11 protein-coding genes are annotated in these 15495 nt (G+C 46.0%); 8 read left to right on the top strand and 3 right to left on the bottom strand.

Features of this window, described 5'->3' with window-relative positions; translation table 11 throughout:
• Positions 1–26: 26 nt before the first annotated feature.
• On the bottom strand, positions 27–2678 hold the full coding sequence (locus tag MKY44_RS20575) for a cation-translocating P-type ATPase (protein ID WP_341008356.1): 2652 nt from the start codon (positions 2676–2678) through the stop codon (positions 27–29).
• Positions 2679–2987: 309 nt separating this feature from the next.
• Between MKY44_RS20575 and hcp the strand changes: the two genes are divergently transcribed.
• The 6 genes from hcp (at position 2988) to MKY44_RS20545 (ending at position 9980) form a co-directional block, all read left to right on the top strand.
• On the top strand, positions 2988–4280 hold the full coding sequence (gene hcp / locus MKY44_RS20570) for a hydroxylamine reductase (protein ID WP_341008354.1): 1293 nt from the start codon (positions 2988–2990) through the stop codon (positions 4278–4280).
• Between the two features lie 300 nt (positions 4281–4580).
• Complete coding sequence (locus MKY44_RS20565; RefSeq protein WP_341008352.1) at positions 4581–5537, top strand: PTS transporter subunit EIIC; 957 nt, start codon at positions 4581–4583, stop codon at positions 5535–5537.
• Positions 5538–5551: 14 nt separating this feature from the next.
• Positions 5552–5977, top strand: a complete 426-nt coding sequence (locus MKY44_RS20560; RefSeq protein WP_341008350.1) for a hypothetical protein — start codon at positions 5552–5554, stop codon at positions 5975–5977.
• Positions 5978–6203: 226 nt separating this feature from the next.
• On the top strand, positions 6204–7829 hold the full coding sequence (locus MKY44_RS20555; RefSeq protein WP_341008349.1) for a helix-turn-helix domain-containing protein: 1626 nt from the start codon (positions 6204–6206) through the stop codon (positions 7827–7829).
• Positions 7830–7931: 102 nt separating this feature from the next.
• On the top strand, positions 7932–8948 hold the full coding sequence (locus MKY44_RS20550; RefSeq protein WP_341008347.1) for an ABC transporter substrate-binding protein: 1017 nt from the start codon (positions 7932–7934) through the stop codon (positions 8946–8948).
• Positions 8949–9980: an NAD(P)/FAD-dependent oxidoreductase gene (locus MKY44_RS20545; protein WP_341008346.1), complete on the top strand. Its 1032-nt coding sequence runs from the start codon at positions 8949–8951 to the stop codon at positions 9978–9980.
• Between the two features lie 663 nt (positions 9981–10643).
• Here the strand turns inward: MKY44_RS20545 and MKY44_RS20540 are convergent.
• Positions 10644–11618, bottom strand: coding sequence for an ABC transporter substrate-binding protein (locus MKY44_RS20540; RefSeq protein WP_341008345.1), 975 nt, complete (start codon positions 11616–11618; stop codon positions 10644–10646).
• A 203-nt stretch (positions 11619–11821) separates the two neighbouring features.
• On the opposite strand from MKY44_RS20540, the gene MKY44_RS20535 reads away from it, so the two are divergent.
• Together MKY44_RS20535 and MKY44_RS20530 are read left to right on the top strand one after the other, a co-directional pair.
• A complete protein-coding gene (locus MKY44_RS20535) occupies positions 11822–13672 on the top strand; it encodes an AraC family transcriptional regulator (protein ID WP_341008344.1) in 1851 nt (616 codons plus the stop codon).
• Between the two features lie 218 nt (positions 13673–13890).
• Positions 13891–14661 carry an SDR family NAD(P)-dependent oxidoreductase gene (locus MKY44_RS20530; RefSeq protein ID WP_341008342.1) on the top strand — a complete coding sequence of 257 codons (771 nt, stop codon included), beginning with the start codon at positions 13891–13893 and terminating at the stop codon, positions 14659–14661.
• A 103-nt stretch (positions 14662–14764) separates the two neighbouring features.
• Here the strand turns inward: MKY44_RS20530 and MKY44_RS20525 are convergent, their stop codons facing one another.
• Positions 14765–15397, bottom strand: a complete 633-nt coding sequence (locus tag MKY44_RS20525) for a TetR/AcrR family transcriptional regulator (protein WP_341008341.1) — start codon at positions 15395–15397, stop codon at positions 14765–14767.
• Positions 15398–15495: the final 98 nt, after the last annotated feature.

Genomic DNA, 15495 nt, shown 5'->3' with positions numbered 1-15495 from the left:
GTTTGTGCATGTTATAACTGCAGATCTTACGCCGCAGTAACTTGTTTGCCGCGATTGCGAATCCACTTGATGACATCCATCAGAATGACGGCAGCAAGAGCAAGTCCGCCTGCAATCAGGAACTCATTCCAGCCGAAAGTATCCGGGATGGCGAAGACGCCGCGAACACCTGGAATCAGTGTAATTGCATAGAGACAGAGACATACCAGAATGGAGCCAAGCACGAATTTATTGGTCATAAAGCCCACTTGGAAGATGGTTTGTGTATTGGAACGTGCTGCAAAAGTTTGCAGACTGCGTGCCAGAATCAGGGTTGTGAAGGCCATAGCCACACTGATTTCCTCCGAAATACCAAGTCCAATATATTGGGATACGATAACAGCTGCACCAATCAGGACACCGCGTGTAATCACAGCTTGCAGGGTTCCGCCTGCGAAGATGCCTTCGTTAATATCACGCGGCTTGCGTCGCATGACATCTGGTTCGGGCTTTTCGGTACCCAAGGCAATGGCAGGTAGGGAGTCGTTCACCAGATTGATGAACAGCAGCTGAAGGGCCGTAAATGGATTAACCCAGCCGACGATCAAGGCAAACAAAATGGCGATAATCGCGCCGAGGTTACCGGCGAACAGGTATGCGATGGCTTTTTTGATGTTATCAAATACCATCCGTCCAACACTGACCGCATTTACAATGGAGACAAAGTTATCATCCGTCAGAATCATGGCAGCCGCATCCTTGGCGACATCTGTTCCGCTACCCATCGCTACACCAATATCGGCCTGTTTCAGCGCTGGTGCGTCATTAACTCCATCTCCGGTCATAGCTGCAACTTTGCCTTTACGCTGCCATGCACGTACAATCCTGATTTTGTTCTCAGGTGATACCCTTGCGTAAACCGAGATGTGTTCGAGTTGTTGATCCAGCTCTTCATCAGACATTTTGTCCAGTTCAGCACCTGTAATGGCGAGATCATCCGGTTCGGCAAGGCCGATATCCACACCGATCGCCTGAGCCGTCGTTTTGTGATCTCCAGTGATCATGATGGTGCGAATGCCCGCTTTTTTGGACTCTTCAATAGAACCGTATACCGCTTCACGCGGTGGGTCAATCATCGCTGTCAAACCAACCAGTGTCAGATCATGCTCGTCATCAATGGTGACCTGGTTTTTATCATCGAATTTTTTGTACGCGTAGGCTAGCACACGGAAGGCACGTTTGGAGAAGGCCTCATTTTTTTCTTCAAATTGTATGCGAATCTCGGGTGTGAGGGGCTGAACCTCACCGTTGATAAACACATGACTACAGCGGCTGAACAGCACATCCGGTCCACCTTTGGTCAGCAAAGCCGTCTGTCCCTCGAAGGTATGCACCGTACTCATGAGTTTTCGATCCGAGTCAAAAGGAAGCTCAGCTTCACGCGGGAACTGGTCACGGATTTCATTGTAATCCTTGTTCACCCGGTTGCTGAAGGCAATTAGGGCCACTTCGGTTGGGTCACCTAGTTCCTTGCCTTCCTGGTTAATATTTGAATCATTGCAGAGCACTGCAATATGTAACAAACGTCGTTCCTCTTCCGACCACTGATCGGGATCATCCGGGAATTCGTCCTTGGTGCCATGGGGAATGTAATAATCCACGACAGTCATCTTATTCTGAGTTAGTGTTCCTGTTTTATCCGTACAGATGATACTGGCAGAGCCGAGCGCCTCAACTGCAGGCAGTCTGCGAATGATCGCATGTTGTTTGGCCATCTTATTCGTTCCGAGTGACAATACGATAGTCACAATGGAGGATAACGCCTCAGGAATGGCAGCAACCGCAACAGCTACAGCAAACATCAGTGCATTTACGATGGAAGGCCCGATATTCTCCGTACCTTCGGTCAACCATACACGACCGGCTTCAATGCCAAAGATGAGAATCGACAAGCCTAGGATGAAAAAGCCCAGTTTTTTGCTGAATGATTCCAACTTGCGCTGTAATGGCGTGTTTTTGGCTTCGGCATTTTCAATCAGTTCGGCAATTTTGCCGATTTCGGTTTTGAGAGCCGTACCTGTAATGACAAGCATGCCCCGTCCATATACGACCAGTGAGCCACTGAAGGCCATATTGCGACGATCTCCAATAGGCGCTTCATCCGGAATGGCATCGGCGTGTTTCTCCGCAGCTTCGGATTCTCCGGTCAGCATGCCTTCGTTGATTTTCAGACTTCCTGATTCCAGGATACGCCCGTCTGCCGGGACATAATCACCTGCATCCAGCATAACAATATCACCAGGAACAAGTTCCCTTGCTGGAATGGTCTTTTTCTGGCCGTCACGAATGACTTTGGCTTCGGGTGCAGACATTTGTTTCAGCGCGTCAAGCGAACTCTCGGCTTTTTTGGTCTGAACTACACTGATCACTGCGTTGAGCAAAATAACCAGGAATATGATCAACGATTCAATCAGGTGTCCAAGTACAACCTGTACCGCGGCTGCAATCAGCAGCACGATGACCATCGGATCTTTGAAATTTTCGAGGAACAATTTCCAGACGGGTGTTGCATCTTTACCCTTTAACTCGTTATATCCTTCCGTTTCAATTCTCTTGGCAGCTTCGGAGGTCGTGAGTCCCTTGGAGGAACTCTGTACATCCTGAAGGGTTTCCTCCGCACTGTGTCTGTAATGTTGCAATTGACCAGCTCCTTGAATATTAGATTTCTCTGTGTATTACCCTTACGGGCAAAATCTAGAATCGTTTCATTTTCGTATTTTTTTAAGATTATGGATTTATACGTTTTTAGCTGTACACAGTATTTTTCATAATGATCCGAGATATGCCTTTTTTTGAATGTTATTATTTCCAGTTTGGATGATAGTCTGGAGAACCGAATATAGATGTTGGATCAGAAACTGTGTGCACCATCACACTAGCTCATATCAGGGTCTGTTACGCTATTACATAACGAACTGCGTTTAATCTAAGTTTGGAGGGGAAACCATATGTTTTGTTATCAGTGCGAACAGACGCCCAGTGGCGGGTGTACCGTAGTAGGGGTATGCGGCAAAAACGAAACAATCGCAAGTTTGCAGGATACGATGATTTTTGCGTTAAAAGGCATCTCTGCTTATGCGACACATGCACGCCAGTTGGGATATTCTGATCCTGAGGTGGATCGGATTACACATGAGGCATTATATATGACATTAACGAACTCGAATTTTAATGTACAGGAACATCTGGAGATGGCGATGAAGGTAGGAAATGCAGCAATCCGCATTATGGATGTGTTGGATCGTGCGCATACGGACCGCTTTGGTGTACCGCAACCGATTACGGTTAGCCAGAACCAGATTGAAGGACAGTGCATTGTGGTGACGGGACATAATCTGTATGCATTGGAGGAGTTGCTTCGTCAAACTGAAGGCAAAGGAATTAACATCTATACGCACTCGGAAATGTTGCCTGCGCACGGTTATCCGGCGTTGAAGAAATACGCCCATCTCAAGGGTAATATCGGCAAAGCCTGGTACGATCAAAGAAGACTGTTCGAACAATTCCCGGGTGCTATTCTTGCAACAACTAACTGTGTCATGCCGATCAAAGGCACATATGCAGACCGCTTTTTCTCCTACGAAGTGGCGGGGCTGGAGGGTGTTGCCAAGATTATGGATGATGACTTCTCACCGCTGATTGAACGTGCATTGTCTCTACCTGCGGCTAATGTACAATCGGAGCAAGTCTTAACGACAGGATATCATCATGAGACTGTGATTGGGCTTGCGCCCGAGATTATTCAAGCGGTAAAAGACGGTCATATCCGTCGATTCTTCGTTATTGCAGGTTGTGATGCGCCAGGCAAAGGCGGTAACTATTATCGTGAACTCGCGACATCCTTGCCTAATGATACTGTAATTCTGACAACCTCCTGTGGTAAGTTCCGCTTCAACGATGTGGATTATGGTACGGTTGGAGACACGGGTATACCCCGTTATATCGATCTGGGTCAATGCAATAATTCCGGTTCTACGGTGAAAATTGCAATGGCTTTGGCGGATGCTTTTGGCTGTACCGTGAACGAGTTACCTGTCAGCATTGTGCTGTCCTGGTTTGAGCAAAAAGCAGTTGCGATCCTGCTTGGCCTGTTCAGCCTTGGCATTCAGGACATTCGTATTGGACCAAAACCGCCTGAGTTCATATCGGAAGGTGTCTTGGATGTACTCGTGGATATGTTTGGTCTAAAGTTAATTACAACGGCAGAAGAAGATATGAACGCGATGTTGGCACTGTCATAGGATGAAGGGTGTATATTTACGTGTATCGCCCTCTGATGACTGCGAATGTCGGTTGTGAGTATGAAGAGTATGACTCATAAGTACAGATGGATAAGAGCCTACATAAGAGTAGGCTTTTTTGCTACGTAAACAATGTCATAGGTCTATATACCTTGTATAAATGAACATGCAATGTCAGGGAAATTAGTTTTTTTATCCTATTGAAGTTTTTTCATGGAAATGTGTATATAGATAGAGGCATATTAGATCATAACACATCACAAAACACGGGTTTACCGTAATATGAGGAGATCGTACATAATGCATGACACACAGATTGAAGATTGGTTGAAACTCGCAGGTGGCAAGGAGAACATCAAGCTCGTAGAACACGATAAGGGCACAACGACGCTGGTACTGAAGGACAGTACACAATTGAACATGTCGGTTCTTGCCTCCGCAGATGTTGTAGCAGATATTCGGGTAACAGGTGAGCAGTGTCATCTGGTAATAAGAGATGAATCTTCACTAATCTACAATACGTTACTGGGTATGGATGCTTGGGATTCGACAGGGACAGCGTTGCAGGAAGAAGGACACACGAAGAAGAACAGATTCTCGATCTTACATTTTGTATCCGATGTGTTCAGGCCCTTGATGCCTGCTATTCTCGGAGCCGCTGTTATTAAAATTATAGTCGCCATTATTGCATTAATGGATACGTACAGTTCTGCGGACTCTTCTGCGTTGATGGACAGCCAGACCTTTATGATCTTCAGGATCATTGGAGACAGTGTATTTTATGTATTACCTGTATTGGTAGCAATCAGCACAGCTTATCGGTTGAAGAGCAATATCTATGTTGCAGCATCGATTGGCGGACTCATGTTTTATCCGGAGATGACCATGCTGATGTCAGGGGAAAAAGAGGTGCATTTCCTGGGTTTGCCACTTGTGTCCCAGCCTGCTTTTTACTCTACGCCCATCTGGGTCATTCTTGCAATCTGTGCAGCGGCCTACCTGGAAAGAGTCGTTGAACGATGGATTCCAAAATTCTCCAAAGGGATGTTAGCTCCATTCCTGACGTTACTGATTCTTGTTCCGCTAGTATTGATGATACTTGGTCCTATCGGTACCTGGATTGATGAATATCTGCCGGAGGCATTGGATTCACTAGTAGCTAATGCTCCAGTGTTGTCGGTGATGTTACTGGGAGCAGTCTTCTCACTGATGTTAGTTATGGGATTATTGCCCTCATCATTAATGAAATGGTTATGAATGGTGGTTCTGTGGTGATTGCTGCCATGTTAGTGGCGATTGTTGGACAAGCAGGGGCTGCGCTTGCAAACGGAATCCACTCGAAAGAGCCAACATCCAGAAGGCTTGCTTTCTGGGCAACGGGAACTGCCCTCCTTGGAGTTGTAGAGCCTGCATTGTATACGGTCAACATGAGAAAAAGATCCTCTTTCTACGCGGCATTGCTGGGTGGAGCTGTGGGTGGACTATATTTCGGATTGTTATCTGTCAAGGCATTTGCTATGGTGGGGAATCCGAACTTGATCAGCCTCCCGCTCTTCAACGAAGAGGGTAGCTTGAATCTGTTGCATACTTGCATTGGTGTGGTTATTGCATTCGGTGTGTCAGGTGGACTGACGTATTGGATGGCAGGAAAAGGACAGAAATCGGGACAGGCAGCACCGAAAGCTAGCATTGAGTAATACGTAGAACGTACTTTTGAAAAAGTAGTGTTAAAGTTGTAAGAAAGAGCTTGTACCTGATGGTACGGGCTTTTTTGATTTTTATCTGAATAATACAAGTATGAAATGCTCAGTAGCTGTCCTCCATTTTATTCAAGCCATAGCTTGTTGGTTATGGCGTTGTCATGTATTTTGATATAGTGAAACCTATAAATCTGGATTACTAATCCCTTTGAAAGGATAACCTATGTCTGACAACACGGAATGGATTGCTCAATGGAAGTCAACGAATACACTAAGCAACGCTTGGATAACAAAAGGCGAGCTGCATCACTTTTTCAGTCACACTTTGATATTTATCATTGATGGAAAAGCGATCTGGAATATAAATGGACACCGAGTTCACGTTTCCTATGGAGAATTAATTGCGCTTGAAGAGAATTCCGTAATGGAGGTCATTGAAGGTGGCAACCTGGATCTGGCAGGATGGCATGTTCAGTTCGATACATATTCGGTGCTGCATGATAGACGGGAAGCTGAGAAGTTCGAATGGCGGTTACCGTCAGGAGAGGCGTATCAGAAAGTGCAACTGTCCGGTGGAGCTCTGGCAAGTATCATTCAGCATTGGAGTGAAGTGCATACACAGGATCAGAGTGCAGAAAGGGTTGGCAATCAGCATTTGTTATATGAGTTGTTAAGTAATCTATATCGGAAACAGCCGGATGACGAGTTGAAGCCAGAACACGGTATACTTCGCTCCATTGACTACATGCAACAGCATTATGATCAGGTCATTACACGTACACAGTTAGCTCAGATCGCCGGTATTAGTCCATGGCATTATTCCCGCAAATTTAGTGAGCTATATGGTAAGCCACCTCTGGATTATCTGGCCCACTATCGGATCTACCGTGCGCAGGAAGAATTGATATTAACCGCTGCAACCTCACAGGATATTGCCAAAAAGACTGGATTTGAAGATGCTCATTATTTTAGCCGACGCTTCAAACAACTGACTGGCGTATCACCTAAGATATATAGGCAAACGATGACGCAGCGCAAGATCGTATCACTTTCTCCAATCTGTGCAGAAATTATGATTCATCTGGGTGTCATCCCCTATGCCGTAGTGGTCACCCCAATCCTGTTGTCCCCACATCACCATGAACAATTTACAGCGCATGGAGTAGAGATGCTGGAGATAACACAGTATGAGGTGGAGATAGAACTTGTTCGACAGGTTCAACCGGAGATGTTGATAGGAAACGTATTGACGGAAGAGGTCAAAAGGGAGCTGCGCACAATTGCACCGATTCTAACCGGACTTCATCAAGATGTAGAACCCATGCTCAATCAATTGGCAGTCTGGTTTCTCAAAGAAGAAGAGGCTTGTAGACTGCATCAGCAGTTGAAACATGAAGTCAGCGTAGCTAAGCGACAGTTGCAACCCATCATCCAATCCGCGTCCACTGTCATGCTACTGAGGGTAGAAGCGTTTGGTTATCGATATCTGGGTGGGCATTCACACGGGGTATCACACTTGTTATATGAACAGCTTGCATTAACACTGCCGGAAGCACTCGATTCAGGTACAGCATGGTTTAACCCTTGTTCGCTTGAACTGCTCACACAGGCCAATCCCGATTACCTCTTTGTTGAGAAGCGGATCATGCAGCACTTCAGTGCTGAAGAGAATATGAGGAAACTATGGGAGAGTCCGCAATGGAATGACCTCAAGGCTGTGAAAAATAATCGGGTATTTTACGTAGATACTCACCTGTGGGTAGACGGTCACGGAATTACGGGACACACTCTGATTCTCAATCAGATCGTTCGCAATCTTACGGAACCTTTTTATGAGAGAGCACAATAATCCAACTGAATACGCACGATATGCTATGGAAGCAATACTTCTTATTTGATACTATTTGATAATAATTATCATTATCAATATACATAAGGGGCGAAGTATATCATGTCACGAAGATTTAAAGGATTGGGCATTATGCTGTTGGTGATCAGTATGATGCTGGCGGCATGTTCCGGTGGAACCAAGGAAGAGAGCGCTACAGCTGGAACAGCAGGTGCTCCAACTGAAGGAGCAACGAGCACTGCAAATGAAACAGCGACTGAAAGTGGGACTAAGGTGGTGAAGGATCAGTTTGGAGAAGTAACGATTCCAACTCATCCTCAAAATCTGGTTGTGTTTGATTCGATTTATGCCGAGTATCTGATTGAAATGGGTGTTACACCCCAAATCGTTTTGTTAACTCCAGAAGTTGAAGCGGAATACCGCCCTGATTATTTGAAAGAACACGGGGTCCAAATCATTGAAGTCGAGCAATATCAATATAATTATGAGCAGTTGCTTGCGTTGTCACCGGATATGATCCTTGCAGCTGGCGAAGGTATGGAACAGGGCGTATATGATGAATTGTCCAAAATTGCTCCTACAGTGGCACTGGATGCCAACAGTGAAATGAAACGTGCTATGCCAAAGCTGGCTGCCATATTCGATAAGACCGAAGAATCTGCCAAAGTACTGGCTGAATTTGATGAGAAGGCCTCACAAGCGAAAGAGAAAATTGCGGCAGCCCTGGGAGACAAGACCGTATTGGTTCTCCGGGTAGAGCACAATCGTTACCGTTTCATGGGTCCCAAAGGAGGAAGTAGCAGTGTTTTCTTCTATGATATCCTGGGTCTGAATAGTCCTGAAGCGATCAAAGACTCTACAGATTGGTTTAGCCAGTTCTCCCTGGAATTCTTGCCTGAGATGAATCCGGATTATATTTTCCTGGAAGACAGAACCCTCGTAGGTTATGACACGAAGAAATCCATGGAAGATCTGAAGGCAAGCCAAGTGTGGTCAAATCTGGAGGCTGTGAAGAATGATCATGTCTTCCCGTTGAAGACAAGCCAATTCGTATCCGGTGTGGGTCCGATTGGATCTGTAAAATTGATGGACTATGTTGTTGAAAAGTTGGTGCCTTAAATGACAACGGAGACACAATTGGACATCTACGATATTACGATTATTGGTGGTGGGCCTGCTGGAATGTATGCTTCATTTTATAGTGGTATGAGAGCCATGCGTACCAAGATCATCGAAGCCAAACAGGAACTCGGCGGATTCATGCGTACATACCCGGAGAAGCTGATCTGGGATGTGGGCGGGGTTGACCCGATTCGCTGTGAGAAGCTGATTGAATCGCTGGAGAGACAGGCGAGAACGTTCGATCCAACGATTGTATTTGGTCAGGAAATTGCAGAGCTGGAACGACGTGAGGACGGTGTATTTATACTCATTTCCAAAACAGGGGAGCGTCATTACACACGTACCATCCTGTTATGTGCGGGCAGAGGGATGACTCAGGTGCAGAAGCTGGATGTCGAGGGTGCCAATCGGTATGAGCTGACAAATCTGCACTATACCGTAACCGACTTGTCCCGATTTGCCGGGAAGCGTGTTCTGATCTCGGGTGGCGGCGATTCCGCAGTCGACTGGGCGAATGAAATGGGCAAAATAGCAAGTGAAGTTACGGTGGCACACAGACGTCATGAATTTACCGGACACGAGTCGCCAGTTGCTCAGATGAAAGCTCAGGCCAACGTCATGACGCCATTTAGCATCTCACGCTTATACGGTACAGGTGACAAAATCGATCGTGTCGAGCTGGTCCATGTAGAAACTGGTGAGATCACACATGTTGAAGTGGATGAAGTTGTCGTAAGCCATGGGTATGATCGTGATTTTGGTAACCTTGTGCAATGGGGACTGGCGCGGGAAGATTACGGCGTATCCGTTGATCAGCGCATGCGTACCAACATTCCAGGCATATTCGGAGCGGGTGATTTCATCACATATGGAAGCAAAGTCAGGCTGATCGCAGGTGCTTTTAACGATGCGGTGCTCGCAGTCAACAGTGCCAAGACGTATCTGGAACCTGCTGCTTCCGACATGGCGGGTGTATCCTCTCACAATGCCCGGTTTTATGAGAAAAACAAAGCGCTCTCCAATACGTAAGTAGGTTTGCACGGAGGGAAGGCCATCTGAAGAGCCCGACAGAATTTCGAGATCTCCTCGAAATTCTGTCGGGCTTCAAAAAAAGTTTACACAAACAGCGCCCACCAGAGCGATTCAGGTGGCGCTGTTTTATTTGGTTTAAACATGTCACTATTATCAATAAGGATACACCGAGATGGATAAAGAGTCTTGAATCACCAGACTGCCGATCTTGGCGAATGGATAGATGATTTTCTAAGGAACTCAGGACATCTTAATGGGCCTTCGGAACCTCTTTTCAAATTCTAAGGAACACCAGACACGTTATCAATGAAAACTCCCTAGTAAAAACACTGAAAACGGCCTTTTAATCTGATATAGAGTGTCTCAGGTTCCTTAGATTTCTGTATGCGCTTCAAACCCTTGAATAAGACGCCTCAGATTCGTTAGTGCTTGCTTCATACTTTGATCCAACCGGCGGCGAGCCTAGAGGACGATCCTGAATCCTGCCCTGAATTCCGCCCAAAGCGAAGCTTTTCATTGTAAGGGAGAAAATCTACTTTTACGACGTCTCAATCGCTTGCTCGCACTTGAAGGGCACGTTCTCATACATTCAGGATTCAGTGCGCTTGCCTGTTCCAGACACGTTCAGGTTTGCTGGTTTCATTAGATTTAAGACTTGTTCTATTTCAGCTCGGTCTGTCCACTTGCGAGTCGATCTGCGATCTCTTCGGCTTGTAGAATGGAGGTATAGGGATCAGCAGTGAAATATTTATGAATATCCAGTTTGTAGATATGGTCGTTCTGCACCGCAGGCAGATTGTCCCAGACGTTAGGCAACAGGGAGTGATCTTTCGTGCCTTCTGTAACCATCATCAGCAGGTAATCACCTACATACTCTCCAAAGACCTCCGCGCTAGCTTCCAGATTTTCTTTGCCTTGGTCCAGAAGATCTGATTTTACCTTGGGTGCCGGAGTTAGTCCAAGCAATTCGTAGGCTGCTCTTCCACCACGATTGGCGCTGTTGCCGATAATGGCTGGGTTCTTCAAAAAGTTAAAATCGGCAACGGTGAATGTGGCACCGTCCGGAATCACATCTTTGATTTTGGCCTGAGCAGCTACGATCCGCTGTTTAAACGATTCGTTCCACGCTATGGCTTCTGCTTCGCGATTCAGAATCTCGCCCATGGCTGTCACTTCGGCTTCCATGGAATCATACTGATCGGGTACGAATACGACAGTCGGAGCGATTTTGGAATAGGTCTGAAATTTCTCCTGGTCCCATGTGATAATCAGGTCCGGTTCCAACTCTACCATTTTCTCAAGTGAAACCTCACTGTGGTTACCCAAATCCGCGCTATCCACAAGTTTGTCACGCAGGAATACTCCATAATCCAGCAGGCTACTCGGCACACCAACGGGTGTTACGCCGACAGCCAGAACATGTCCTATATTCCAATCAACGACAACCCGCTCCGGGTTGAGGGGGACTGTAACGTCTCCCATCATCGTGGAGAGTGTTCTTGTTTGCGGTGCGGTGTTTCCTGTTTCTGTCGCCCCAGGTTTCACGGTCTCTTTCTGGGTACAACCACTAATGAATACGGCCATGATCAGCAAAACAGGCAGGGTGATACGATACCAAGCTTTCTTAAACAACATGACGAACCCTCTTTCTAATTGATAATGATTTTCATTTAATATAACTCTAGAGGCAATCTGACGATTGCACAATAACCGATTCGGAAGCGAAAGCATAACCATTTCAGAACAGATGTACAGGTTGAATTGAGAATGATTATCATATATGATGAGGCGAAGCTTTGGATGTAGTAACGAGGAAACACAAAGAAAGGTCCATGACGATGAACATAGAAGAATACGGGGCATTATGGGAGCATATAACAATCCGATTACTGGATATTCGAATCATTACCGTTAACATCAGTGAAGATCCTAATACGTGGACGCTTCCCTCGAATGCTTTTTTATTAATAACGGATGGCAAGGGGCAGATCTGGCTTGGTCAGGCGATGCATCACATTAAAGGGACATATATTCTGCACGCCTCCAAAGGAACGCGCCTGGATTGTCTGGCTAAGAAGCCGATGGAAATACATATGTTGTCTTATTCGTCACCAGAGTCAGAGAAGCCAAATACTGAAAGATCCCAAACATATACTGGGGTGGAGTCTCTGCAATTCAGTTTTGGTTTTGAACCAGCGTGTCCATTGCCATTAATTGAAATCATGCAGTTGATATACAGACAATGGAATGAACTACAGTCAGCAGGCCGAATTCAAACCAAGGCGTTGTTCTACCAATGGCTCGCCGAGATGCTGAAACAAATGCAGGAGCAAAGGTTTAACGATGCTAAGCTGGATCGGGTAGATCAAGCGGTGCATTATATGAAACGTCACTACGGGGAACCACTCAAGATAGAACAGGTAGCTGAAATGCTGAATTGTAGTCCAAGGTATCTGAACCAATTGTTTCAGCTTCAATTAAATACGAGTCCCAGCCGTGTGCTGTCACAGATTCGGATGGAACAGGCATTAAAACTACTGGTGAGCACGAATGGGACCTTACAGGAAATCGCGGAGAGAGTAGGCTATGAGAACGGCTACACGCTAAGTCGTTATTTCAAGAAACATTATGGTGTATCTCCTGAGTTTTACAGAAAGCGTCGAGAGTGCAGTGCTCCAGATGTAGCCCTGCAAACATTCCAACCACTTGCCGTTCTGGAAAGTCATTATTCGGGATGGAGCGAACGAACGGTACCTATAGTTGAAGCTGACAAAAACCAGCCAAAACAGAAGATTATAGATCTACAAGGAGTCCATGTGAGGAAACCCCTAGCGCCCGCGTTGCCAAGAGCCAGAACTCGAAAACTTGCCACAAGCATGGGCGAGATTACGGTACCTAACAAGCCTAGCCGTGTTGTCGTCGACTGGAATTTGGGAGAAGTACTGGCATTGGGAGTGACGCCTCTCGGAGCGCCGCATTCACTCATTGAAAGTAACCAAATGCTGGAGCCTTATATCTATGATCAAGTACAGGATATCGGCAATCATAATTTTATCTCGCTCGAAAAAGTGCTTGAACTGGAGCCCGATTTGATCATCACCTGGAATCCTGCTGCCTATGCTTCCTATGCCCGGATTGCACCTACGGTGGTCTATGGAGGGACTGGTTACGGCTCTGTCGCGGAGGAGATCCGTGAGATGGGACGTATTCTGAATCGCCATACAGAAGCCGAAACATGGATTAAGGAATACGGGCGGAGATTACATACATTGCAGCAAACCATCACGGGCAAAGTCTCCGCAGAGAAGACATTTACCGTCATTGATCCGAACTGGGGAGAACATATTACCCTTGTGGGAAATACGGGAACTCGTGGAGGTAAGGCAGCCTATGGGTTACTGAACTTGAAGCCAGCAGGCAAGGTTCGCCAGGAACTATTGGAGCCGGGCCTGGAATACCTGGATATTGCGCGGAGTGCGGTAGGTGGGTACCTGGAGGACTACCTGTTGGTGTTGGATAATGGTCCAAGACATGAGCTTGATCAAGCTTCAGGCAAACCATGGCAGAAGTCCATCGAGACAGATCACTGTCGGATTATTAGCCTTGACTGGAATAGATATTTCCTCTCCGACCCGTTGTCTGCGGTGCTGCAAGCCGAGGAAATGGCGGAACGGATTATCGCACGTTGAGATGGAATACAGTATGAGAGGAGAAAACAACAGATTGGCTTAGATTTGTGGATTAACTTTGACATAACAGACATTAGGAGGTTCAGCCTATCGGTTATCCCACAAAAGGCTGTTTATTTGCTGATTGAAAGAGCTTTCATTTCATCCCTATACTAAAGGTATTAACAGGTTGGGTGTCATAATGAGGCATTCATCGTAATAGGAAAGGATGATATGAAATGGGCAGATTAACTGGAAAAGTTGCAATTATAACCGGTGCCGCAAGTGGCATGGGATTGGCAGGTATTCAATTATTTGCAAAAGAAGGAGCCAAGGTAGTGGCAACCGATGTGGCAGTCGAAGCTTTGGAGGAACAGGTTAAACAGATCGTAGCCAATGGGGGAGAAGCCATTGCGTTGAAGCTGGATGTATCCAGCCCAGAATCTTGGAACGCTGTTGTGGAAGAAACCGTATCGAAATACGGCAAAGTAGATATTCTGGTCAATAATGCCGGAATTCATATGGCCAAAGGTATTTTGGAAGCTGAGCTAGAGGACTGGGACAAGGTTATGTCCATTAATGGTACAGGTGTATGGCTCGGCATGAAGGCGGTCATTCCTTATATGCAGAAGAATGGACAAGGTTCCATCGTTAATACCTCTTCCATTGCAGCAATCATTGGTGGAATAGCGGATGCTCAGGGCGCGGCTTATAGTGCTTCCAAGGGATCTGTACGTTCATTGACCAAACACGGGGCACAGTGGTTTGCCAAAGACAATATTCGTGTGAACTCCGTACATCCGGGTGCTGTGTTTACGGGTATGGTGGAGAAAGCAGGCATCAAATCCCAGGTGGAGATGGGGGAGAATTACAAAAATCTTGCTCCATTGCCTCCACATGCTGGTGAATCTATGGATATTGCTTACGCCTACCTGTTCTTGGCATCTGATGAATCCAAATTCATTACAGGTGTTGAGTTGCCTGTAGATGGTGGCTGGATCAGCAACTAATTAAAATAAATTCGACATACTAAAGAGGTACTGTATCTCAAGCTTCAGGGGAGACAGTACCTCTTTTTTTGAGCAGATCCCACTACAGAGTTATGGCGTAACTTTATCTTGATGGACTCGTTGCAGAATGGAGATTAGACCGATAAATCTCTTGGGATCGGTTCATGCGTGTGAATTCCAACAGTTGTTCAGCCATATAGGAGGCGCTGTATTTGAAGTTGCTTTGCACCCAACCCGTAACTAAACCAAGAACGGCATTAGCCTGATAACAGGCGAGAAGTTCCTTATCCAACCGTGGATCAGGCGACAGATCGGTTACATCCTCCAGATACAAGTTCTTAAGTGTTATATAGAGTGTATCCCTGAAATCCAGTAGCACGTTTGAATGAACCAGCAATGTATAGAAGGAGGCATGAGCCAGCACATGGTCAAAAATTTGAATTGCTGAGGCGTTAAGGTCCTTAATATCGAAATCTCGGAAATGCTGATAGGGTGCTCGATAGGCTAATTTTAGATCGTCAATCACGTCATTTAACAATTCATCAAACAGGTCTTCTTTGTATACATAATGCTTGTAAAATGTGCTGCGGTTCAAATCGGCGGATTTGACAATATCGGAGATGGTTATACTGTCCAATGGCTTACGGGACATCCATTCCAGAAGGGCTGTCTTCAGAGCCAGTTTGGATTTGTGTACTCTTCGATCGGTGTCAGATACAGATGGAGACTTAAACATATACACAACCTCCCTTACTTATCAATGATACAGTGCACAGGCAGCAGATTACACTTGCTACAATACAAAAATGTGAATATATGGTGAATTTGGTGTCG

The organism is Paenibacillus sp. FSL R7-0026, from assembly GCF_038004485.1.
GTDB lineage: Bacteria > Bacillota > Bacilli > Paenibacillales > Paenibacillaceae > Paenibacillus > Paenibacillus xylanexedens_A.
Note: the sequence above shows the minus strand (reverse complement) of the source record. Positions and strands in the feature narration are given on the sequence as shown.